Genomic DNA, 18,283 nt, shown 5'->3' on the forward strand with positions numbered 1-18,283 from the left:
ACTTCCGGAATAGCAAGGAGGATGCCAAGACCTTGAAACATTCTATCTATCTGTTTTTTAAGGATTTTATTTTATACGATCATTCTCGTCTCACGAGTTTCTCAGCTTCGCGATGAAAAGTTTTTCATCCCTGCGATGACGCCAGACAAGCAGATAAAGAGTGCTTTCCATCAAACCTCTCCACCAGCAACTAATATCACCCCTCCCCATATCAAAGATGAGATTTTTTCGCGAGAGTGAGATTTCTAGGTCAGGCCTGAGAAATTCTCACCAAACTATTGGACGCCACCCAGCAGAATCACTGCCTTTTAACAACTGGCATTGAAATTGCCTCGCCCGCCTTGGTACTGCGCTTACCTAACGGCAGTCACCAGAGAAGATCCAAGAAAGCGTTTCCCCAGATTGAATCTGCCAATTTAAACAATATTGATTCACAGAATGCGGGTGACTTGAATGTCAAAAGATCAAAGCTTTTCGCGCGAATCGTCCATTCAGAATCTTTTGAATACGCCCATCGGGCGTCGGAAATTAATGCTGGGGGCCGCAGCTGCTGCTGCCGGTGCTACCCTGGGTCGCTGGATTCCCAACGCCGAAGCGGCAGTGGGTGGACGGCTGGACATCATGGCTTGGGAAGGCTACACGCTGCAGGGCGAAGCCACGGATTGGATCAAGCAGAACGGAATCAACGTCAACGCCAGCATCATGAGCAACCAGGATGATGTGACCGCCAAGCTTATGGGCGGGGGCGTACGCCTTGATCTGGCTGAGTACTCCAACGGCTACAACGAGCTGTACAAGCAACTGAACCAGCTGAGGCCGATCGATACGTCCCGCATCCCGAACTACAACAAAGCGGACATCTACACCAACTTCTACGACGGCGAGATGTGGTACTGGGATGGACAACGGTTCGCCATTCCGTGGACCTGGGGCGTCGACACCATCGTGTACGACCCCAAATCGACCACTGAGCCCGTCGAAAGCTTCAAGGACCTTCTCCGCCCCGAATTCAAGGGCAAGCTTACCTTCCTCGACAACCCTTTGACCGTCTGGCCTCTGGTCGCCCGAATCACCGGCTTCGGAGACAAATTCCCCAACGTCACCGCCGACGAGCTTCAGGAAATATTCGAACTTATGCAGCCGTATCGCGAGCAATGCCGCACGTTCGCCGGCAGCAACGGTGACGTGGTATCGCTCTTCGTCGCGAAAGAAATTTCGGCATGCTTCTGCACCTGGACTGCAGCCACGCTGGAAACGGCAAAGCAGGGAGTCGACACCAAGTACGTATTCCCCAAAGAAGGTGGGGCAGTCTGGGCGGACGCGTGGTTCATCCCCGCATCGGCGGAAAACATCGATACTGCGCTCGAGTTCATCAACCAGGCGCTGGATCCGCAGGTACAGGCCAAAATGAGCAAAGCCGTCAGCTCCGCAGTCGTGAACCGGCGCGCCGTACCGCTGATGGAACCATCCGTGCGCGCACTGTTCGACTATGACAACGTCGACAGCTTCCTGAAGCAATCCCCGCTGAAGGGGCAGCCTCCCCGTACCTCGGAACAATACGCAACTTACGATGACTGGCTCCAGGCATGGTCGTCGTTCCGGGCAGGCTTCTAATCATCACCTTCGTCGGCGCAAGCTGAATCCCAGCTGCGTGCTTTGCATGAGACTCCGGTTCCGAGCGGAACCGGAGTCTTCACAAGGCTTAAAATGCCCAGTACAAAAGGGTTGGATGGGCACCATCCAAGGACTAGGCTGTCTCTTTAAGACAAGCTTTTAGTCCTTGGTAACTACGAAAGCATCAGCGGATAGGTCAGCGCCGAGAACACTGAGACAGCGCCCTCTGAAATCCCCATTACTAGAGCGGCCTCTCCAGCACCGCCGCTGGTCTCTCAAACGTTTCGATCAAAGGGAATTGGCAAGCTCCTTGCCTGAGCAAGGGTGTACTGCTGTTTTCGATTGGCTGCAGGATGGGACTCTATGAATATTCACGAGCACAACTCACGCATTCTGGCCGGCGTCGAACAGCCTGCGTCCGATGTCGCCCCCTCCGCTTCCAAAGGCCTAATCGTTCGAGACAGCCATCAAGAATCCTGGCGCCGCTGTGTTGAACAGCACCAATTAGACCCCAAGAGTAGAGCCACCATTCCCCAGGTTGGCGAGAACCAACTGCGCCAACTCCAGGACGAGTTCGGACACCGGATATTTTCCTACGCCCTGGAAGAGCTCAACAGCCTCATGTCCATGGTGAACGAAGTAGGCTACTCAGCCAGCCTGGCAAACTCGCAAGGGGTGATCATTGCAGAGAGCGTCAAGCCATCCCAAGAGTACTACTGCGAGAGCGATAGGCTAGGCAGCATATGGCTTGAGGAGATCGGCGGGACCAACGGTATTGGCACATCGATTATCGAACAGCGACCAGTAGCGGTGTTCAAAGACGATCATTTCTATTACGACTTCGCAGCGCAGGCCTGTGTCGCGGCGCCCTTCTATGACGCTATGGGAAATCTGCAAGGTGTCCTCAACCTCACCACCTGCAACCCGTACCTGGACATCAATGCGCACCATATCGTCTACAAACTTGCCTGCCAGAGTTCGGTCCAGCTGGAGGAGCGGCTGTTTCTCGAGCATTTCCAGGATTTCATGTCTCTTCGTTTTCGGAATGTCAGCACGCAAGCATTCCTGATTGCCTACGACGAACTAGGGGTGATTCGTGGCGCTAGCATGGCGATGCGCAAACGCTTTGCTCTGAGCCAAATGGATATGGGGCGACGGTTTATTTGGGAGATCTTCGACCTGCACAAGTCGGGCGCCGCGATAGATCAGCTGCGTAGCTCCGACCAAGTCAGGATGTTGGACTCGGGAGAAGTAGTTTCGATCATCCGCTTTGATGCGCGCCGCCATGAGCGTAATGGCCGGCCGAATCTGTACATTCCTGATCGGGGCGAGCCCGTCGTCTCACGGACAGATAAGCCCACCGCCCTGGACGCGTGTGCGGGTAATGACAGGCAGATGAAGGAAAATGTCCGACTCGTACGGAAGATAATGAACAAGGGTCTGCCGATCATGCTGCTCGGCGAAACCGGCGTTGGTAAAGACACGCTGGCGAAAGCTATCCACCAGGAAAGTGATCGACGGGATGGCCCCTTCGTTGCCTTCAACTGCGCCGCCGTTCCTGAATCCTTGATCGACAGCGAACTGTTCGGCTATGGCAAAGGTGCCTTCACTGGCGCCAACAGGGAAGGCAACCAGGGCCGCCTGGTAGAGGCTCATGGCGGCACGCTGTTCCTGGATGAAATTGGCGACATGCCGTTGGTACTGCAAACCAGGCTACTCCGCGTGCTTGAGTCGGGAGAAGTCTCTCCGCTCGGTTCTGGCAAACCCCGACATGTCGATTTGCAGGTTATTGCTGCGACGAACCAACGTTTGCACGACAAGGTGGCAGAGGGTTCCTTCCGCGAGGACCTGTTCTTCCGGCTGGCGGGCGTAATTGTGAACCTGCCCCCCCTGCGCCAACGGGAAGACAAGGACTTCATTATCAAAGCCTTGCTGGCCGATCTGTGCCGTAAATCCGACGCAGTCCAGCTGACCAAGGCAGCCGAGGAAATGTTGCTGTCTTACTCTTGGCCGGGCAACGTCCGAGAGATGAAGCACGTGCTACACCGCGCCAGTCTGCTCTGTGATGACGGCGTGATCGACGCCAAGGACATCTCGCTGCCATTCCAGCGCCACGAATCAACGCCGCCAACGGACAGGCTGCGACTCCCGAGCCCAAGTGCTTACGAAGAGGCTTCTGATCGATTTGAGTCACCCTCTGTCGCCGCCAAAATGGCGGTCGCGGAGGCAGAAGGAAAGGTCATTGCGGAAGCGATGGCAGCCAATGATGGCAACGTCGAGGAGGCGGCGAAAACCCTCGGAATGAGTCGTGCAACGCTCTACCGTAAGCTGAAGAAATACGGCATCAAGAGCTAGACGCAACCGTCCAACACTTTGTCATCCGATGGGGGGCAGCAGAGGCAACTTCTGCTGCCCCCTGCTCATTTTCAGCCCCGCCCTCGTGTCCGTTTATCCCAACTCGTTGCTACCGCGCCAAGTGGTTTCAAATCTGATCTTTATCATCTCAACCCTGATACGCCCTCACACAAAGCACAATCAAACCTAGCAATATCAGTGGCTTAAGTGAAAAAATACGATGGCACACCTCTTGCTCATCTATCTCCAACCCTCGCCCACCATAGCTATTGGAGACTGGAAAGATGCAGCGTACGAAAGTCCTCGTACTGAACAGTCGCGCTTACGACTACGCCTCGCTGCTGAAATCGCAAGCGCCTTGGATTGAGCCAGTGCCAGTTGAAGAGCATGCCACCGTGCCCTCTTCCAAACTCCTGCAATGCAAGATCTGGTTTGGCGAGCCGAACATTGCGGCAGTCCTTCTGCAGAAGGGTTTCAAGCCGGAATGGCTGCAGCTCACTTGGGCGGGAATCAACAGGCTGATGCCGAGCGACCTGCCCAAAGACTATCTCCTGACCCGAGCTGTTGGTGTGTACGGCCAGGTCATGGCGGAGTACGTGCTGTCTTACCTGTTGGCCAACGAGCAGCAACTGCAATACCGCAGGGACGAGCAAAGCAGATTCCATTGGTCGCCAAGCAAGCCGGGGACCCTTCGAGGGAAGAACGTGCTTATCGTAGGCGCTGGCAGCATCGGTACAGAAATTGCCCGATTCATTCAACCATTCGGCGGCCGGTTAGTGGGTGTGGCCAACCATCAGCGACCGATCCCGCCTTTCGAACATGTGTATACCCTTAGTGAACTTCCTCAGGCGGTGGCATCGGCCGACTACATCATCAACGTCCTTCCCGATACGCCGTGCACCAGAGACGTGTACTCGGCAGCTCTTTTTGAAAATGTGAAGCGCGGGGCGTTCTTCATCAACATCGGTCGCGGCACTTCAGTGGTTGATCACGACCTGATCGTAGCCGTGGAGTCTGGTCAGCTTTCCGGCGCGGTGCTGGACGTCTTTCGCAAAGAGCCTCTTCCCCAGACCCACCAGTTCTGGAACACGAAAAACATCGAGGTCACTCCCCATGTCGCCGGTCCAGAGATTCCTGAGCTGATGGTTCAGATGTTCCTGGACAACCTGTCTCGCTTCCAGAGTGGAGAGAAGCTTGATGGCCTGGTCGACTTCAACGCCGGTTACTGAGCAATTTTTAGGCAATAGCCCAGACTTATACGAGACGAGGCCCCCACGGCTTTGATCGTCAGTTTCACCCGTAGAACGAGAACAAGAGAGAAAGCTCCATGATTAGCAAGACAACGGTCATTGCACCAACCCCGTCGATGATCGCGCGGGCCTTCGTCGTCTGCTGGATAGCATTGTTCGCGGCAGGCTTCGCCATGATGCTCAAGCTTTGCCTGTCTGGGACGCTCAAGGCCGTGTTCTTTGATACCACCTCGCCCCTGACATCCGCCGCGATGGTTGGAAGCATCATGGGGATCACCTACCTTGGGTTCGCCATCTGCAACTCCCTGCTCCCTCCGTTCATCGACGCACTGAACATCAAGCGAGTCCTGTTTGTCGGCCTGCTGATCTTCAACGCAGGCATAGCAGTCATGATCACCGCCGTTCCTGGCTCGGAAAGCGCTTATCAGGTGCTTTGGACTGGTGCTCTTCTGCACGGTATCGGCTGGGGTTGCATCGAATCAGTAGTCAACCCGGTCGTACCTTCCCTCTATCCGCACGACAAGGCAGCCAAGCTGAACCGCCTGCACACCAGTTGGCCGCTCGGCTGGATTCTTGCCGGCCTGCTCTCCATCACTCTGGAAAAGTACGAGTTCGGCTGGGACTACATGTTTGCCCTGGCCTTCGTGCCTGCAACGATCGCGCTGATCATGATGTTCTTCGTTCAGTTCCCGCCGACCGAACGGGTCACGAACGGCGTCAGCTTCAAGGGGATGTGGAAAGAGGTTGCGCTAAAGCCCGGCATCTTTGTCCTTGTAGGGGTGATGTTCCTGGCCTTGGCCTGTGAGGTCGTGCCTCAGAACTGGCTGGATATCGTTGTTGGCCAGACATCTGGAATCAAGGGAACTTGGCTTCTGATCTATGTGGCTATTGCCTACTTTTTCGCGCGCAGCATTGCCGAATATGTCTTGAAGAAAGTGCATGCGGTTACCATCCTGATCTTCGCTTGCCTCGCCATCTCATTGGCCTTGATTGGCCTGGCGCATTCACACAGCACAGTCCAGACGCTCCTCGCCGCGGCTCTTCTCGGTGTTGGTGGATCCCTCCTCTGGCCCAACATGCTGGCCGTTGCATCCGAACGCTACCCAAATACCGGCGCCCTTGGCATCGGCATGCTTTGCGCTGCTGGCATGGCCTCAGGCTACGTATTCGTGCCTTGGGTTGGCGGACTTTATGACGGTTTCAAGATTGAAGCCGCGGGCGGCGCCGAGGCATTTAAGGCGCTGGTTCCGGACTCGGCGGAGTGGCTGAAAGTCAACGCCTATGCAGCCGTGAAATCGTTTGAGCTATTCGCTGTGCTTCCGCTGGTACTTGCTCTCTACTTCTTCGTCGATCACAGGCTCGTTGTCAGAAAAAAGTCTAAAGGCAACACCGTTTGCCACAGCAACTTTGCCGGCCAATGAGGCTCTCCAGGACAGGCCTCTCCGGCGGGGCCTCTCCAGTCAACATCAAGGTGTGCGTTATGAACCATCACAACAACTTCAATGATTTTCCCCGTTTGGCCGCTGCTATCGCAGCCTATCGCTGTGGCAAACCCGTTCTGCTCATGGACGACGATGATCGCGAAGACGAATGCGACATCGTGGCCGCCGCAGAAAACCTTTCGGTGGAAACCATGACGATGATGATTCGTGATGGCAGCGGTATCGTGTGCCTGTGCCTGGATGAGCAGACAGTTGAAATGCTGCGCCTCAAGCCGATGGTGCCCGTAAACAAGTCCCGCCATTCGACCGCCTTCACGGTGACCATTGAGGCTGCAGAGGGCGTATCGACTGGCGTTTCGTCTGCGGATCGAGTCACGACTATCCAAGCGGCACTGAACTCCACGCCTGACATTGTTCGGATTGTTAGCCCCGGGCATGTCTTCCCGCTGTGCGCTCGAGACGGCGGGGTCCTGGTCAGACGTGGTCATACCGAGGGAGCCGTAGATATCGCCATCCTCGCTGGACAGCGCCCGGCTGCGGTCATCTGCGAACTGATGAACCCGGATGGAACGATGGCCAAGGGTGAGCAGATCCGGGAATACGCGAAGCGCTACGACCTCCCGATCCTGACGATCGATGAAATCGCCCGGTACCGCAGTCTCAAGGAAGAAAGCTTGCTGGAAGCGATTGCTTGATTGGTTGCTTGGGTGCCTTGCGCGGTAGCCAGGGCACCCATGACTCTTCCAACTACCTCACCAGGCGATTCAGCCTGCTCCCCCTCTCCTCCTGAATCTCTCGGCTCTCAGTTCACGGGACATGAACCGTAATACAGGTTGGAGCTGCAGCTATCTGCCCCATACGCAACCGAGCAACGCTGGAACGACGAAACGTATCAGTCTCGTCGCAAAAATGGGATTGCTCCAAAATCGACGTACCTGATCACTCCATGCTTTGCCATACAGGCACCAGTTGCAGAAATGTTCGCAATTGTTCGTCAGCAGTCTGTAGCGGCACTCACCGATTCTGCTCCGTGCTCTGGCAACTACATCCTGCGCGCGATACTCAGAGTCGCAGTCTTCAATGCTCCAGACATCATTAGGTCCGGCAAACCTGCTCAGTGAAACCTCTTCAACGGGGCCATACCGCAAGGACTCACAAAGGCCGGCGTAATGGATCACCCTGCCGTTTCCCACATAGATTCCATGGTGGAGGTAGCCTGTCCGTTCGGACACCAGATGAGTCCCCACTGGCCACGGCACCATATCAAAGCAGTGCACTATTTCCGCTGCACTGAGCCGTGTCCGAAAGCCGCCCATGCCTGACCTCCCGCCATCCGAATAACCTGAACTTTTGATGAGATGGCTGGGTGTTCCCTGCATGTAGCACGCCAAAACTTCCGATAGCGTCGGAGAAAAGCTGCGACATCAGCAAAGGGCTACATGGCGATAAAACAAAGGGGTTTAGCACCATAGCCACCACGCGACAACTGTAACGTCAGAGAAGCTAGAGAACCCCTGAGTCACAGCTATAAAGCGATGCTCTCGCTACTCACTGGACGGCTTGAACAGCCCAACGAGTTGGCGAATACTGGCTTGCTAACTGACACAAGGCACCGCAGTTTGACTCTATTGGACGCCACCATTGCCCTCTTGCTCACCGCGCAGATTCACTGCTCGGACAAGGCTATCAAAGCCACAGCAAAACGCTGCGCCCAGCGTCTTCCTCGCAGCAAGCGAGATTTGATGTTCTCCATCATCGACAGCGCCGAACCACTCAAGCTGGTTAGGTACATAGCCGAGAATTTGGACTGATAGCATTGAACAGGTGCGATCCTGGCACGCTAATCGTTTGCAATGGCAACCGTCAGAGTAGTTGCAGACGTTATCGGTCAACTGCGGAGCTTATTTTCATCACGCTAAGGAGAAACCAATGAGCAAACTGGCTGAATTTAAACGCCTGGAAGCACAGCTGGCAGAGCAACTCGCTGCGCTGGACAACCTCAAAAATGATACGGAGCTCAAGCGAGAAATTGAGTTTGAGTCCAAACTTAAAGCGCTGCTGGATGAATATGGCCTGGGGCTAAAGACAGTAATCAATATCCTTGATCCAGGTCGCACGCGCACTCCGCTGCCTGCTCAAAAAGTCCAACGGCGCGAACGCACCGTCAAGGTCTACCAGAATCCGCACACCAATGAAGTCGTCGAGACAAAAGGCGGCAACAACAAGGTGCTGAACGCTTGGAAGGCTAAATATGGTGCCGCAGCAGTAAAGTCTTGGATCCAGTAAAGCTGCTCGGCGTAAGGTCGGCCACGCCCGACCTTACGATCCTAGTTTGAGTTAGTTTGCTCCGCGCCCCGCATAGCTTCGCCACGTGACTCTATCGTAGGCTTTCACGACCTCCAGGGCATACACGAGGTCGGTATCGGCGTTTACCCGAAGGTTGGCATTGTGCGTCGCTAGGATCAGCTGTCGCTGGTTCTTCACCTTGCGCAGCAAGGGCCTCAACCTGTGACCGCCGGTTGCATAAAGGGTGCGAAGATCTCGTCGAGACCATGGGCACGCGGCTACTGTGCGGACCGAAACTTATTCATGTACTCGTACCCTACCACTACGCTGCGCTATGGCCTTGGCACGTTTGATACACCGCCATATACGCGGAATGTCTTCAAGCGGAGCTATGGTTAGTCGGACCGTCCAATAGGCCCATGCCCGCGTCTTGCGCATCAGCAGACGTTCCCCCCTATCGTGCAGTTCAAGCACTTCCGAGATGAAACGGTAGAACGCGGTATGGCTGAGGAACTGATCGTTCACGCACTCCAGGAGCGTTTCACCGATCTGCTTGATCCAAACGAGAACTACCGCGGCCGGCAGCACACAAACCGCGAATGGCAGCACGATAGCGAGCCACAGCTGAACGATCAGATGCCAAGTATCAATCAGGAACTGCTCTAGATCGGCAAAGAGCGCCTCACCAGATAATGTAGCGATGACGATACCGGCCAAGACCGCCACGAGGCCTGTCATGTACGCGGCGAAGTTACTCGGTGACGGTAGTTTAAAGAAACCTGTAGCAAGGCGGGACAGGGGCTCCTGGGCACGGGTCTTGATCTCACGTCGCCATTCCCATTCTTCAATGAGGTGCTTGGCCAGTGCACGCAGGTCTCCGTTGAGAGCGAAGGTAGTACGGAGGTAGGCGTGCTTTTCTTTCGCCAAGATGGCATACGGCGTCCTGAAGTGGATGCGTCTTGCGGTTGGATAAAGCAAGCGATACCGACGCTCGGCGCCTTGGAAATAGACCTGCATCAGGCCGAACAGCATGGGCACCTCGTACACGATTAGCCATGCCTGATCGACCTTGCCCAACAGATATGTGTTCGTGGCAATGCGCAGGTACAGGTCGAAGAACAAAAGCCCCAGGATAAGCATCGCCAGTCCGATGGACAGCCAGAGTGCCAACGAGTTGAGCGCGTAGAAGACCGGCGGACGAAACGTTTGTCGGTAATGGCGGATTTTGTCGGCGATCGCTTCCATGCGGATTTTTCACTACGAGTCGGTGATAAGTGCTTCGAGTAGTTATCAGCTGAAATGGGTACTGAGCAAAAGGTGGACGCAAGCTGCGCCGGCTTGATCGGCCCAGCCCCGAGTTCATCTTTCGGTTCGGATTCAGGGCATTTAGTTCGAGATGGTGAAACCAACCGAGTGGCGATCGTTGCCATCGACTGTCAGGCTGTCATTTGGATAAGGCGCTGCCCCTAATCCCCTGTCTCTTTCGTTCACTACACGGCGCGATTAATCATCGTGACGGTGATGACGGACAGGTCAATTTGTACACAAATAAAAAGCAGCTCTCGGGAGCTGCTTTTCGATCCTACTCCCCCTTTTTATGCTTATGGGGTTTCAGGTCTGGATGATCCTTTTGCTTTTCGGGCGTGACTCTCTGCCTCTTGTCCGGAGTACCATCTTCGTTTGTTCTTTTAGGGCCAGGCTTGATACTCATGGTCGATTTCCTTTATCGCTTGCGTTGTTAAATCCTGATTTGTAATTAGCCCAGCCCCTTACAACTGTCAACCAGCAAGCGGGCTAGCATTGCGTAGTCAAGGTGTAGGCATTCGGTAGTTAATCGCCGGCATGGTCACGCCTCAGAAGCCCCAACTTCGGGGCTTTCGTCGAGCAGCTTGAATCGGCCCTTAGCTTTTAGACATCTGCGAGAATGTAAATCCGTCCTCTTTCTGGTTACTGGCAGTCAAGGGTGTGAATCGCCCCTAGTTTCGTAGACAACTCCTACATGCCCTCTTTCTCATACCCGGAGACTTCAGCAGCACCTCAAGCATAAGACGGGTTATCCGGTTCTCAGCGGTCGTTGAAATCGAGGGGGGAGAATTCGGCCCCGAAAGACTCTCCTTGGCCCAGACAAGCTTCATCTAGACTTACTGAGCAGCACAGGAAGCTAAAGGCACGTGGAATGCTGGAAGCCAGATGTCCACAAGTTTCGTAACAACGGCCCCGCATTATGGTTAAGCCTTTTCCATCGGGGCAAAATATTCGGTTCTCGGAGGGGAAGCGATGTTCAACTACCTATACCACCGGCTACCCAAGGTCTGGTGGATAGGGGCGTTGCTGAGCGCGGCACCTTTCTCCACCCCGGGCGAAACTCTGGTAACCTTGTTGGTCGACGAGAACTACCCGCCTTATGCCTACCGGGCAGCCGATGGAACGGCCACCGGTATATACCCGGACATCCTTCGTGCGGCTGAGTCGCAGCTGCGCGGCTACCGCTTGAGCCTACAACCCACGCGATGGCGACGTGCATTGGCCGAGGTCGAGGCTGGGCGAGCACTGGCTGTGGTGCCGCCCTTTTTCCGGCCGCAGGAGCGGCCGTTCATTGGCCGCTATTCGACACCACTTCTGGAAGAACAGGTGGCGGTGTTCTGCCGCCACTCGGTATTTGCTGAGCGCCCACGCCAGCTCTGGCCTGAAGATTTCCAGGGACTGCGCTTCGGCGTCAACTTAGGCTCGCTCTCAGCAGGCACAGCGTTCTGGCAGGCGGAGTCGAACAAGCTGATCAAAGTCGAGGAGGCTCCTGGAACACGCTCCAACCTGCTCAAGATGCTGCGCGGACGGATCGACTGTTTCGCCTTTGACCGCATATCCACTCTCAGTGGATTAGCCGAGCTTAAGCGCAGCGGAGATTACGACGAGGCCAGGGACGGGCGCATCGTGGAAGGACCGATTCTGAACAAGGACACCGCACACGTCGGCTACACCAATCGCGACCAGGGCCGCTTCCCTTTCAAGGAGGATTTCGCCACACAACTGGATACGGCGCTCGACGCGATGCGCCGCGCTGGGGAGGTTGACCGAATCATCCAACGCTATACGGACTGAAAGATTCGCGCGAGCCGATGTCGGTCGATTACTGCTGGCTCAGCAGTTTGCGCAGCGGTACGCCATCCTTCAGCACTGGCGATTTGATAACGATATAGCTGAAGTATTTGGATATGCCGATGTTCTTGTCTAGCAAGCCCTCCATAACCTCCTGATAGTGCTGAATACTGCGGGTCATGAAACGTGCCAGATAGTCGTAGCCACCGCTGATCAAATGACACTCTAGTACCTCATCGACCAGTCGAATATTGGACTCGAATTTCGCAAAGTCTTCGCGCTTATGGTCGCTCAAGGTTATCTCGGTGAACACCGTTACTGACTCGGTAATCTTGGCCAGATTCAGGTGAGCACTGTAGCCAGAGATATAACCCGCCGCCTCAAGCCGCTTGACCCGTTGCAAGCATGGGCTGGCTGAGAGCCCTACTGCATCCGCCAGGCTGACGTTGGTAATGCGGCCGTCTTTTTGCAATTCAACCAGGATGTTGATGTCGATCCGGTCCAGCTTGACTATACCTTCCATCGCCTACCTCTCGAGTAACCGATAAGATCTTTCTAGCAAATTCAACGACGCAACGACAGTTGATGTTGCGCCACCAAGTCGGCCATGCTGCTAGCGCAAAAGTCCGCATTCGCCGGTGGGGCGTACTCAGTCTCGCCGCGACGGATAAGACAAAGGTCAACCGACGCTGGCGTGTTAGCTGACGGGGCGGAAACCAGCAGGATATCTTTGGGTTCCAAGTCATTGGCTGATAGCCAGGCGGGATCCAACAGCGGATTGGACCAAGACAAGAGATCCTCGGGGGGGATCCCCAGGCGCTCGCAGAGCGCTTCGCGGTCGGCATTATCGCGATCGCCGTACACTAGCAGCCGATAGAACTTACGCAGGTACAGCATCGCGCCGGGCGCGTCCTCGAACAGCGACCAGTCGCCAGCCGAGCGAGCAAACGTCATGTCCTCCTCCCAGCTGCTTTCGAGCCCCAGGCGCTGCGCTAACTGACGGTGCGCGAAGCACAGCAGGCCGCCGAAGCCGAGTTCGCCGAAGCGTGGATAAAGCGACTGGGCAACTTGTTTGAACTCGGCCAGTACCTCCTCCTTGCTCAGTGAGCCCGGGTGATTCTCGAGCAATGGCTGCAAAGCCACCCAGATGCCGGAATCTCGATCGACCAGAACCTCGTCGCAGTCGACCAGCAGTGCACGATAGTCAGTCAGTTCCATGGCCAATCAAGCCTCCCTCGCTGCGTTTCATGAGTAGGAACTCCCTGGTTGCCTCGGTCGATGCCACATTGCCCGCATCGACCGAGGCTGGGGCTTAGTTCAGAACACGCTCCAGCGCCGTCTCGAGGATATCCAGCGCTTCATCGATCTGAGCCTCCTCGGTGACCAGAGGCGCGAGGAAGCGCAGCACGTTACGGTACACGCCGCACTTGATCACCAGCAGCCCGCCGTTACGGGCCTCATCGATGATTTTCTGATTGATCTCGGGGTCGGGGCTGCGGGCCGCGTCGTCCTTGACCAGCTCGATTGCCAGCATGAAGCCGGATCCGCGTACGTCGCCAATTTGCGGATAACGCGCCTGGAGGCGCAGCAGTCCCTGACGCAGGCGCTCGCCTAGCTGGTCGCCACGAGCAAGCAATTGTTCGCGCTCGTAGGTCTCGATCACCGCCAAGGCCGCGGCGCAAGCCAGAGCGTTGCCGCCATAGGTGCCGCCGAGGCCACCTGGGGTCGGCGCGTCCATGATCTCCGCCCTGCCGACCACACCCGAGATTGGCATACCGGCGGCCAGACTCTTGGCCACGGTGACCAGGTCAGGTTGGATGCCGGCATGCTGGAAGCCGAACCATGTACCGGTGCGGCCGAAGCCAGCTTGAACTTCGTCGAGGATCAGGACGATGCCGTGCTGCTCGGTGAGCGCCCGCAACGCCTGGAGGAATTCCGGCGGCGCGGTGAGAAAACCGCCGTCGCCCTGCACCGGCTCAATGATGATCGCCGCGACGCGCTCCGGCGCGACTTGCGTGGCGAACAGATCGTTGAGGGCGTTCAGCGCCAACTCGCTGGTGAAGCCGCGATAGGCATTTGGGTAGGGGGTGTGGAAAACCTCGGGCGCCATGCCGAAGTTCTGCTTGTAGGGCTGGCTCATGCCGGTGAGGGTTGTTCCGAGCAGGGTGCGACCATGGAAGCCACCACGGAAGGAGATCACCGCGGGGCGCTTGGTATGGGCGCGAGCGATTTTCACCGCGTTCTCCACGGCCTCCGCACCGGAGGTGAACAGCGCCGCCTTGTGCGCAATGCCGCTGGACCCGCCGACCAGCTCACATAGACGCTGTACTAGGTCGAGATAGGGCTGATAGGCCACCACCTGGAAGCAGGCATGGGTAATCTTCTCCAACTGCGTCTGTACCGCTGCGACCACTTGCGGGTGGTTGTGGCCGATGTTCATCACACCGATACCGCCGACGAAGTCGAGGTAGCGCTTGCCGTCAACATCCCACAACTCCGCCCCCTGAGCTCGATCGATGACCAGCGGATGGGCGGTGACCAGGCCACGCGGCACGAACCGATCACGCTGTTGGAGCAGATAAGGGGTTTCTTCGCATTTGCTGTTCATGGCATCTCCCATAGTGAGCCGAGCAACCGGGAGGCGGCTGCGATGCTGATGAGGTTAAGCCTTCGCGGCAAAGTTCTAAGCCGAACTTGGCCGCCGAGAGATTCGGATCAACTGTTTTCCTCCCGGCAAACGGCAGAATCGGCCACGGCATGGAATCTGCCGGATTCGGCCCGAGACAACTCGGCATGCTGCGTTCAGCGAGGCCATTTCGACATTTACTGCTCTGACGCTGCGGCACACTGGATGCCTTCGCATACAGGAGAAATGCCCATGGCACTGCTCTACAAAGCTGACCCGGTGCGCGGCGAAAGATGGCAAGCGCTGTTCGCTGAACAGGCGCCGGATATTGAATGGCGTGCCTGGCCGGATATCGGCGACCCGCATGACGTCCGTTACCTAGCGGCCTGGCAGGCGCCGGAAAATCTCGACTCATTGCTACCGAATCTGCAGGTGCTTTTCGCCCTATCAGCTGGTGTCGATCAACTCGACCTGGGCCGCCTGCCACAGTCCTTGCCTGTGGTTCGTCTGCTCGACCCAGGCATCACCAAGGGCATGTGCGAATACGCCAGTTTCGCCGTGCTCGGGCTACATCGAGACATGCTGCGCTACCGTCAGCAACAGGCCGAGAAATGCTGGCAGGCGCACCGGTTGGTGCCGGCACACCAGCGTCGGGTCGGGGTGCTGGGCCTTGGTTTGCAGGCACGACAAATACTCACCACCTTAAGGCCCTATGGATTCGCCCTGTCCGGTTGGGCTCGCAGCCTGCATCACATCCCCGGCGTCGACTGCTTCGCTGGCCCCGATCAACTGCCGGTCTTCCTCGGCCAGTGCGACATCCTACTCTGCGCCCTGCCGCTGACTGAGCAGACCCAGGGGATTCTCGACCGCGAACTGTTCCAACAGCTGCCCAAAGGCGCCGCGCTGATCAACATGGGGCGCGGTGGCCATCTGGTAGAGGAGGACCTGCTCGAAGCCCTGGATAGCGGTCAACTCAGCGCCGCGGTGCTCGATGTACTGCAGCAGGAGCCTGCCGGGCCAGATCATCCGTTCTGGCAGCACCCGAAGATTCTGCTGACCCCGCATATCGCTGCGATGACCCAACCGGAAAGCGCCTTTTCTGTGCTGCTGGAGAATATCCGTCGTCATCAGCGCGGCGAACCCATGCTCGGGCAGATCGACCGCAAGCAGGGCTACTAGCTCCCAGCTTGAACAACTTACCCCCCAGGCGAGTGCATCCCGTTGTGACGTAAGCCGAGGCGGGCTACGCCTCGGCAAGAACGTCATTGGGTGATTACATAAGCCACGACGGCCGTACACCGCCAAACGCTTACAACATGCAAGGCTATGGCGTGGTCGACCTGCTGAGCTTCTACAAGCTCAATGAAGATGTCCGACTGAACCTGGATGTGAAGAATCTGTTTAACGAGGAGTACGAGGAAGGGGCGTTCAATTTCTATGCGTACCCCGGCGCACCGTGCACCGTTCAGTTTGGCATCGCCTACACCTTCTGACCGACACGGTCGGCTCGCTCAAGCACGGCCAGGCGCAGTCGCCTGGCCTCGGCGGAAGCACGAGTCATCCGAGCGCCTTCCAACTGAGCAGCTAAATGCCGCCAGCCTGCAGCTGAATTGGATAGATCGCATCATAACCAGTGACGATGCGATAGATAACGCCCTCCCGCTCGAGATCGGTCAGGACAGCGTCGAGACGCTTCCTGAAATCTTGCTTGTACGGATAGGCCTGCGGGTTGGTGCGGGTATAACCAAGATGCCCAGTCTCACCGGAAAGCCAAGGGCCCTCGATCAACCAGTCAAGACCGTACTGCCCGAATACGCCGTCGCTGTGCATTTGCTCCAGCTCCCAGAGCACTGCACGGCGGTCGTTGATGTACGCATCCAGGCGACCGCGATAAAGCATGGCCAGGCTTGTTCGGTTGTCCTTGACGTAGACCTGATGCAACTCGCCACTGGTAAGCATGCGCTGGTAATCCCGATTGAGGACATTGATGAAGCCCCTGTTCTGGCCGATGCGCAGGCCGCCGTAGGCTTGCGGAAACTGCTCGTCCGAAAGTTTCCGGGCGACCTCGGCCCGCAAGAAGACCACCAGCTTTTCCTGCAGTATGGGCCGCGAATAGTCCATCCACGGCCGCTCGCTAGGCCGGTAGTACGGCGGATACAGGGCAAAGGCCCGGCCCTTGGACAATTCCCTGAGGGCGCGCGCCCAGGGCAAGGGGCGAATCTGTACGCGATACTCGGGCATGCGGGCGAAGGCCGCCCGCAGAATATCGTGGTAGAGCCCCTTGGCCTGGTAGCCCTCGGCATAGCTGTAAGGCGGGTAGCCGGCGTCACAGAGAATGGTCACCTCGATGGGCGGGCTCGCCCAGCTACCAGCATTCAGCCAGCACGCCAGCATCCCGACCAACAACTTACGCATATCCAGTCCCTCGAACGGCACGGCCCAGCCGAATCTCACGCAAAAAAAAGCCCGCAGTGTGAACGGGCTAAGAGGGTTACAAACTAGCTAATCAGACAGGGATTTCAGAGCGCCGATACGATTGCGGCACCGACATCCTGGGTCGAACCTTGCCCACCAAGATCGGGGGTGATCGGCCCTTCGGCGATGACCCGTTCGATAGCCCTGAGGATTCCGTCGTGGGCAGCCCGGTAACGCTCGTCGCCATTCCCGAGGAAGTCCAGCATCAGCGCCCCGGACCAGATCATCGCAATGGGGTTGGCGATGTTGCGTCCGTAGATGTCCGGCGCCGAACCGTGCACCGGCTCGAACAGCGAGGGGAAACGCCGTTCCGGATCCAGGTTCGCCGACGGCGCGATGCCGATGGTGCCGGCGCAGGCCGGGCCAAGATCCGAGAGAATGTCACCGAAAAGGTTCGAGGCCACCACCACGTCGAAGCGATCGGGCTGCAACACGAAACGCGCACAGAGAATGTCGATGTGCTGCTTGTCCCAACTCACTTCAGGGTACTGCTCAGCCATCCGCTCGGTGCGTTCATCCCAGTACGGCATGCTGATCGAGATACCGTTGGACTTGGTCGCCGAGGTTAACTGCTTGCGCGGTCGGGTCTGCGCCAGGTCGAAAGCGAACTTGAGAATCCGGTCCACACCACGGCGCGTGAACACTGACTCCTGCAGCACGAACTCATGCTCGGTGCCTTCGAACATCTTGCCGCCCACCGAGGAATATTCACCCTCGGTGTTCTCGCGGATCACCACGAAGTCGATGTCGCCCGCTTCGCGACCGGCCAGCGGACACGGCACACCCGGGAACAGGCGTACAGGACGGATGTTCACGTACTGGTCGAAGTCGCGGCGGAACTTGAGCAGCGAGCCCCACAGCGAGATGTGATCGGGTACCTTGTCCGGCCACCCTACGGCACCGAAGTAGATGGCGTCGAAGCCCTTGAGTTGCTCGAACCAGTCGTCGGGCATCATCTGCCCGTGCTCCAGGTAGTAATCGCAGTTGGCCCATTCGAGCACTTCGATGCTCAGATTCAGATCCCACTTGCGCGCAGCCTGCTCCAGCACGCGCAGCCCCTCGGGCAGCACTTCCTTGCCGATGCCATCGCCGGCGATCGCGGCGATTCTGTATGTCTTGCTCATGCTTCAGTCCCCTAG

The 18,283-nt window shown here is 57.1% G+C and carries 16 protein-coding genes and 1 pseudogene; 10 read left to right on the forward strand and 7 right to left on the reverse strand.

Annotation, left to right across the window (positions count from 1 at the left end; translation table 11 throughout):
- The first annotated feature begins 453 nt into the window (after positions 1-453).
- The 5 genes from FXN65_RS20240 to ribB all read left to right on the forward strand — a co-directional run bounded on the left by FXN65_RS20240 (position 454) and on the right by ribB (position 7,356).
- Positions 454-1,614: an ABC transporter substrate-binding protein gene (locus FXN65_RS20240; protein ID WP_244620689.1), complete on the forward strand. Its 1,161-nt coding sequence runs from the start codon at positions 454-456 to the stop codon at positions 1,612-1,614.
- 363 nt (positions 1,615-1,977) lie between these two features.
- The gene (locus FXN65_RS20245; RefSeq protein WP_151135754.1) at positions 1,978-3,969 is read left to right on the forward strand and encodes a sigma-54-dependent Fis family transcriptional regulator; all 1,992 of its coding nucleotides are present in this window, start codon (positions 1,978-1,980) and stop codon (positions 3,967-3,969) included.
- Between the two features lie 284 nt (positions 3,970-4,253).
- Positions 4,254-5,198, forward strand: coding sequence for a D-2-hydroxyacid dehydrogenase (locus FXN65_RS20250; RefSeq protein WP_151135756.1), 945 nt, complete (start codon positions 4,254-4,256; stop codon positions 5,196-5,198).
- Positions 5,199-5,296: 98 nt separating this feature from the next.
- Positions 5,297-6,640 carry an MFS transporter gene (locus FXN65_RS20255; protein ID WP_151135758.1) on the forward strand — a complete coding sequence of 448 codons (1,344 nt, stop codon included), beginning with the start codon at positions 5,297-5,299 and terminating at the stop codon, positions 6,638-6,640.
- Positions 6,641-6,699: 59 nt separating this feature from the next.
- Complete coding sequence (ribB, locus tag FXN65_RS20260; RefSeq protein ID WP_151135760.1) at positions 6,700-7,356, forward strand: 3,4-dihydroxy-2-butanone-4-phosphate synthase; 657 nt, start codon at positions 6,700-6,702, stop codon at positions 7,354-7,356.
- A 150-nt stretch (positions 7,357-7,506) separates the two neighbouring features.
- On the opposite strand, the gene FXN65_RS28585 is transcribed toward ribB, so the two are convergent.
- Positions 7,507-8,040 carry a lecithin retinol acyltransferase family protein gene (locus FXN65_RS28585; protein WP_394351254.1) on the reverse strand — a complete coding sequence of 178 codons (534 nt, stop codon included), beginning with the start codon at positions 8,038-8,040 and terminating at the stop codon, positions 7,507-7,509.
- Between the two features lie 156 nt (positions 8,041-8,196).
- Between FXN65_RS28585 and FXN65_RS28615 the strand changes: the two genes are divergently transcribed.
- Complete coding sequence (locus FXN65_RS28615) at positions 8,197-8,472, forward strand: DUF7740 domain-containing protein (RefSeq protein WP_449288519.1); 276 nt, start codon at positions 8,197-8,199, stop codon at positions 8,470-8,472.
- A 118-nt stretch (positions 8,473-8,590) separates the two neighbouring features.
- Positions 8,591-8,947: a histone-like nucleoid-structuring protein, MvaT/MvaU family gene (locus FXN65_RS20275; RefSeq protein ID WP_151135766.1), complete on the forward strand. Its 357-nt coding sequence runs from the start codon at positions 8,591-8,593 to the stop codon at positions 8,945-8,947.
- Between the two features lie 297 nt (positions 8,948-9,244).
- Here the strand turns inward: FXN65_RS20275 and FXN65_RS20280 are convergent, their stop codons facing one another.
- Positions 9,245-10,192: a hypothetical protein gene (locus tag FXN65_RS20280; protein ID WP_151135768.1), complete on the reverse strand. Its 948-nt coding sequence runs from the start codon at positions 10,190-10,192 to the stop codon at positions 9,245-9,247.
- Positions 10,193-11,224: 1,032 nt separating this feature from the next.
- Between FXN65_RS20280 and FXN65_RS20285 the strand changes: the two genes are divergently transcribed.
- Positions 11,225-12,046: a substrate-binding periplasmic protein gene (locus tag FXN65_RS20285; RefSeq protein ID WP_151135771.1), complete on the forward strand. Its 822-nt coding sequence runs from the start codon at positions 11,225-11,227 to the stop codon at positions 12,044-12,046.
- Between the two features lie 28 nt (positions 12,047-12,074).
- On the opposite strand, the gene FXN65_RS20290 is transcribed toward FXN65_RS20285, so the two are convergent.
- The 3 genes from FXN65_RS20290 to gabT form a co-directional block, all read right to left on the reverse strand.
- Positions 12,075-12,566 carry an Lrp/AsnC family transcriptional regulator gene (locus tag FXN65_RS20290; protein WP_151135773.1) on the reverse strand — a complete coding sequence of 164 codons (492 nt, stop codon included), beginning with the start codon at positions 12,564-12,566 and terminating at the stop codon, positions 12,075-12,077.
- Positions 12,567-12,607: 41 nt separating this feature from the next.
- Complete coding sequence (locus FXN65_RS20295) at positions 12,608-13,261, reverse strand: HAD family hydrolase (protein ID WP_151135775.1); 654 nt, start codon at positions 13,259-13,261, stop codon at positions 12,608-12,610.
- 94 nt (positions 13,262-13,355) lie between these two features.
- Positions 13,356-14,651: a 4-aminobutyrate--2-oxoglutarate transaminase gene (gene gabT / locus FXN65_RS20300; RefSeq protein ID WP_151135777.1), complete on the reverse strand. Its 1,296-nt coding sequence runs from the start codon at positions 14,649-14,651 to the stop codon at positions 13,356-13,358.
- A gap of 270 nt (positions 14,652-14,921) precedes the next feature.
- Between gabT and FXN65_RS20305 the strand changes: the two genes are divergently transcribed.
- Both FXN65_RS20305 and FXN65_RS20310 read left to right on the forward strand, forming a co-directional pair.
- On the forward strand, positions 14,922-15,848 hold the full coding sequence (locus FXN65_RS20305) for a 2-hydroxyacid dehydrogenase (RefSeq protein WP_151138899.1): 927 nt from the start codon (positions 14,922-14,924) through the stop codon (positions 15,846-15,848).
- 137 nt (positions 15,849-15,985) lie between these two features.
- Positions 15,986-16,162, forward strand: a pseudogene (locus tag FXN65_RS20310) (TonB-dependent receptor); the annotation flags it as partial.
- A gap of 91 nt (positions 16,163-16,253) precedes the next feature.
- Here the strand turns inward: FXN65_RS20310 and FXN65_RS20315 are convergent.
- The gene (locus FXN65_RS20315) at positions 16,254-17,084 is read right to left on the reverse strand and encodes a substrate-binding periplasmic protein (RefSeq protein WP_151135779.1); all 831 of its coding nucleotides are present in this window, start codon (positions 17,082-17,084) and stop codon (positions 16,254-16,256) included.
- A 104-nt stretch (positions 17,085-17,188) separates the two neighbouring features.
- Positions 17,189-18,268 (reverse strand): tartrate dehydrogenase, encoded by a 1,080-nt coding sequence (locus FXN65_RS20320; RefSeq protein ID WP_151135781.1) that lies wholly within the window; start codon positions 18,266-18,268, stop codon positions 17,189-17,191.
- Positions 18,269-18,283 lie beyond the last annotated feature (15 nt).

It is taken from the genome of Pseudomonas lalkuanensis (assembly GCF_008807375.1).
Taxonomy (GTDB): domain Bacteria; phylum Pseudomonadota; class Gammaproteobacteria; order Pseudomonadales; family Pseudomonadaceae; genus Metapseudomonas; species Metapseudomonas lalkuanensis.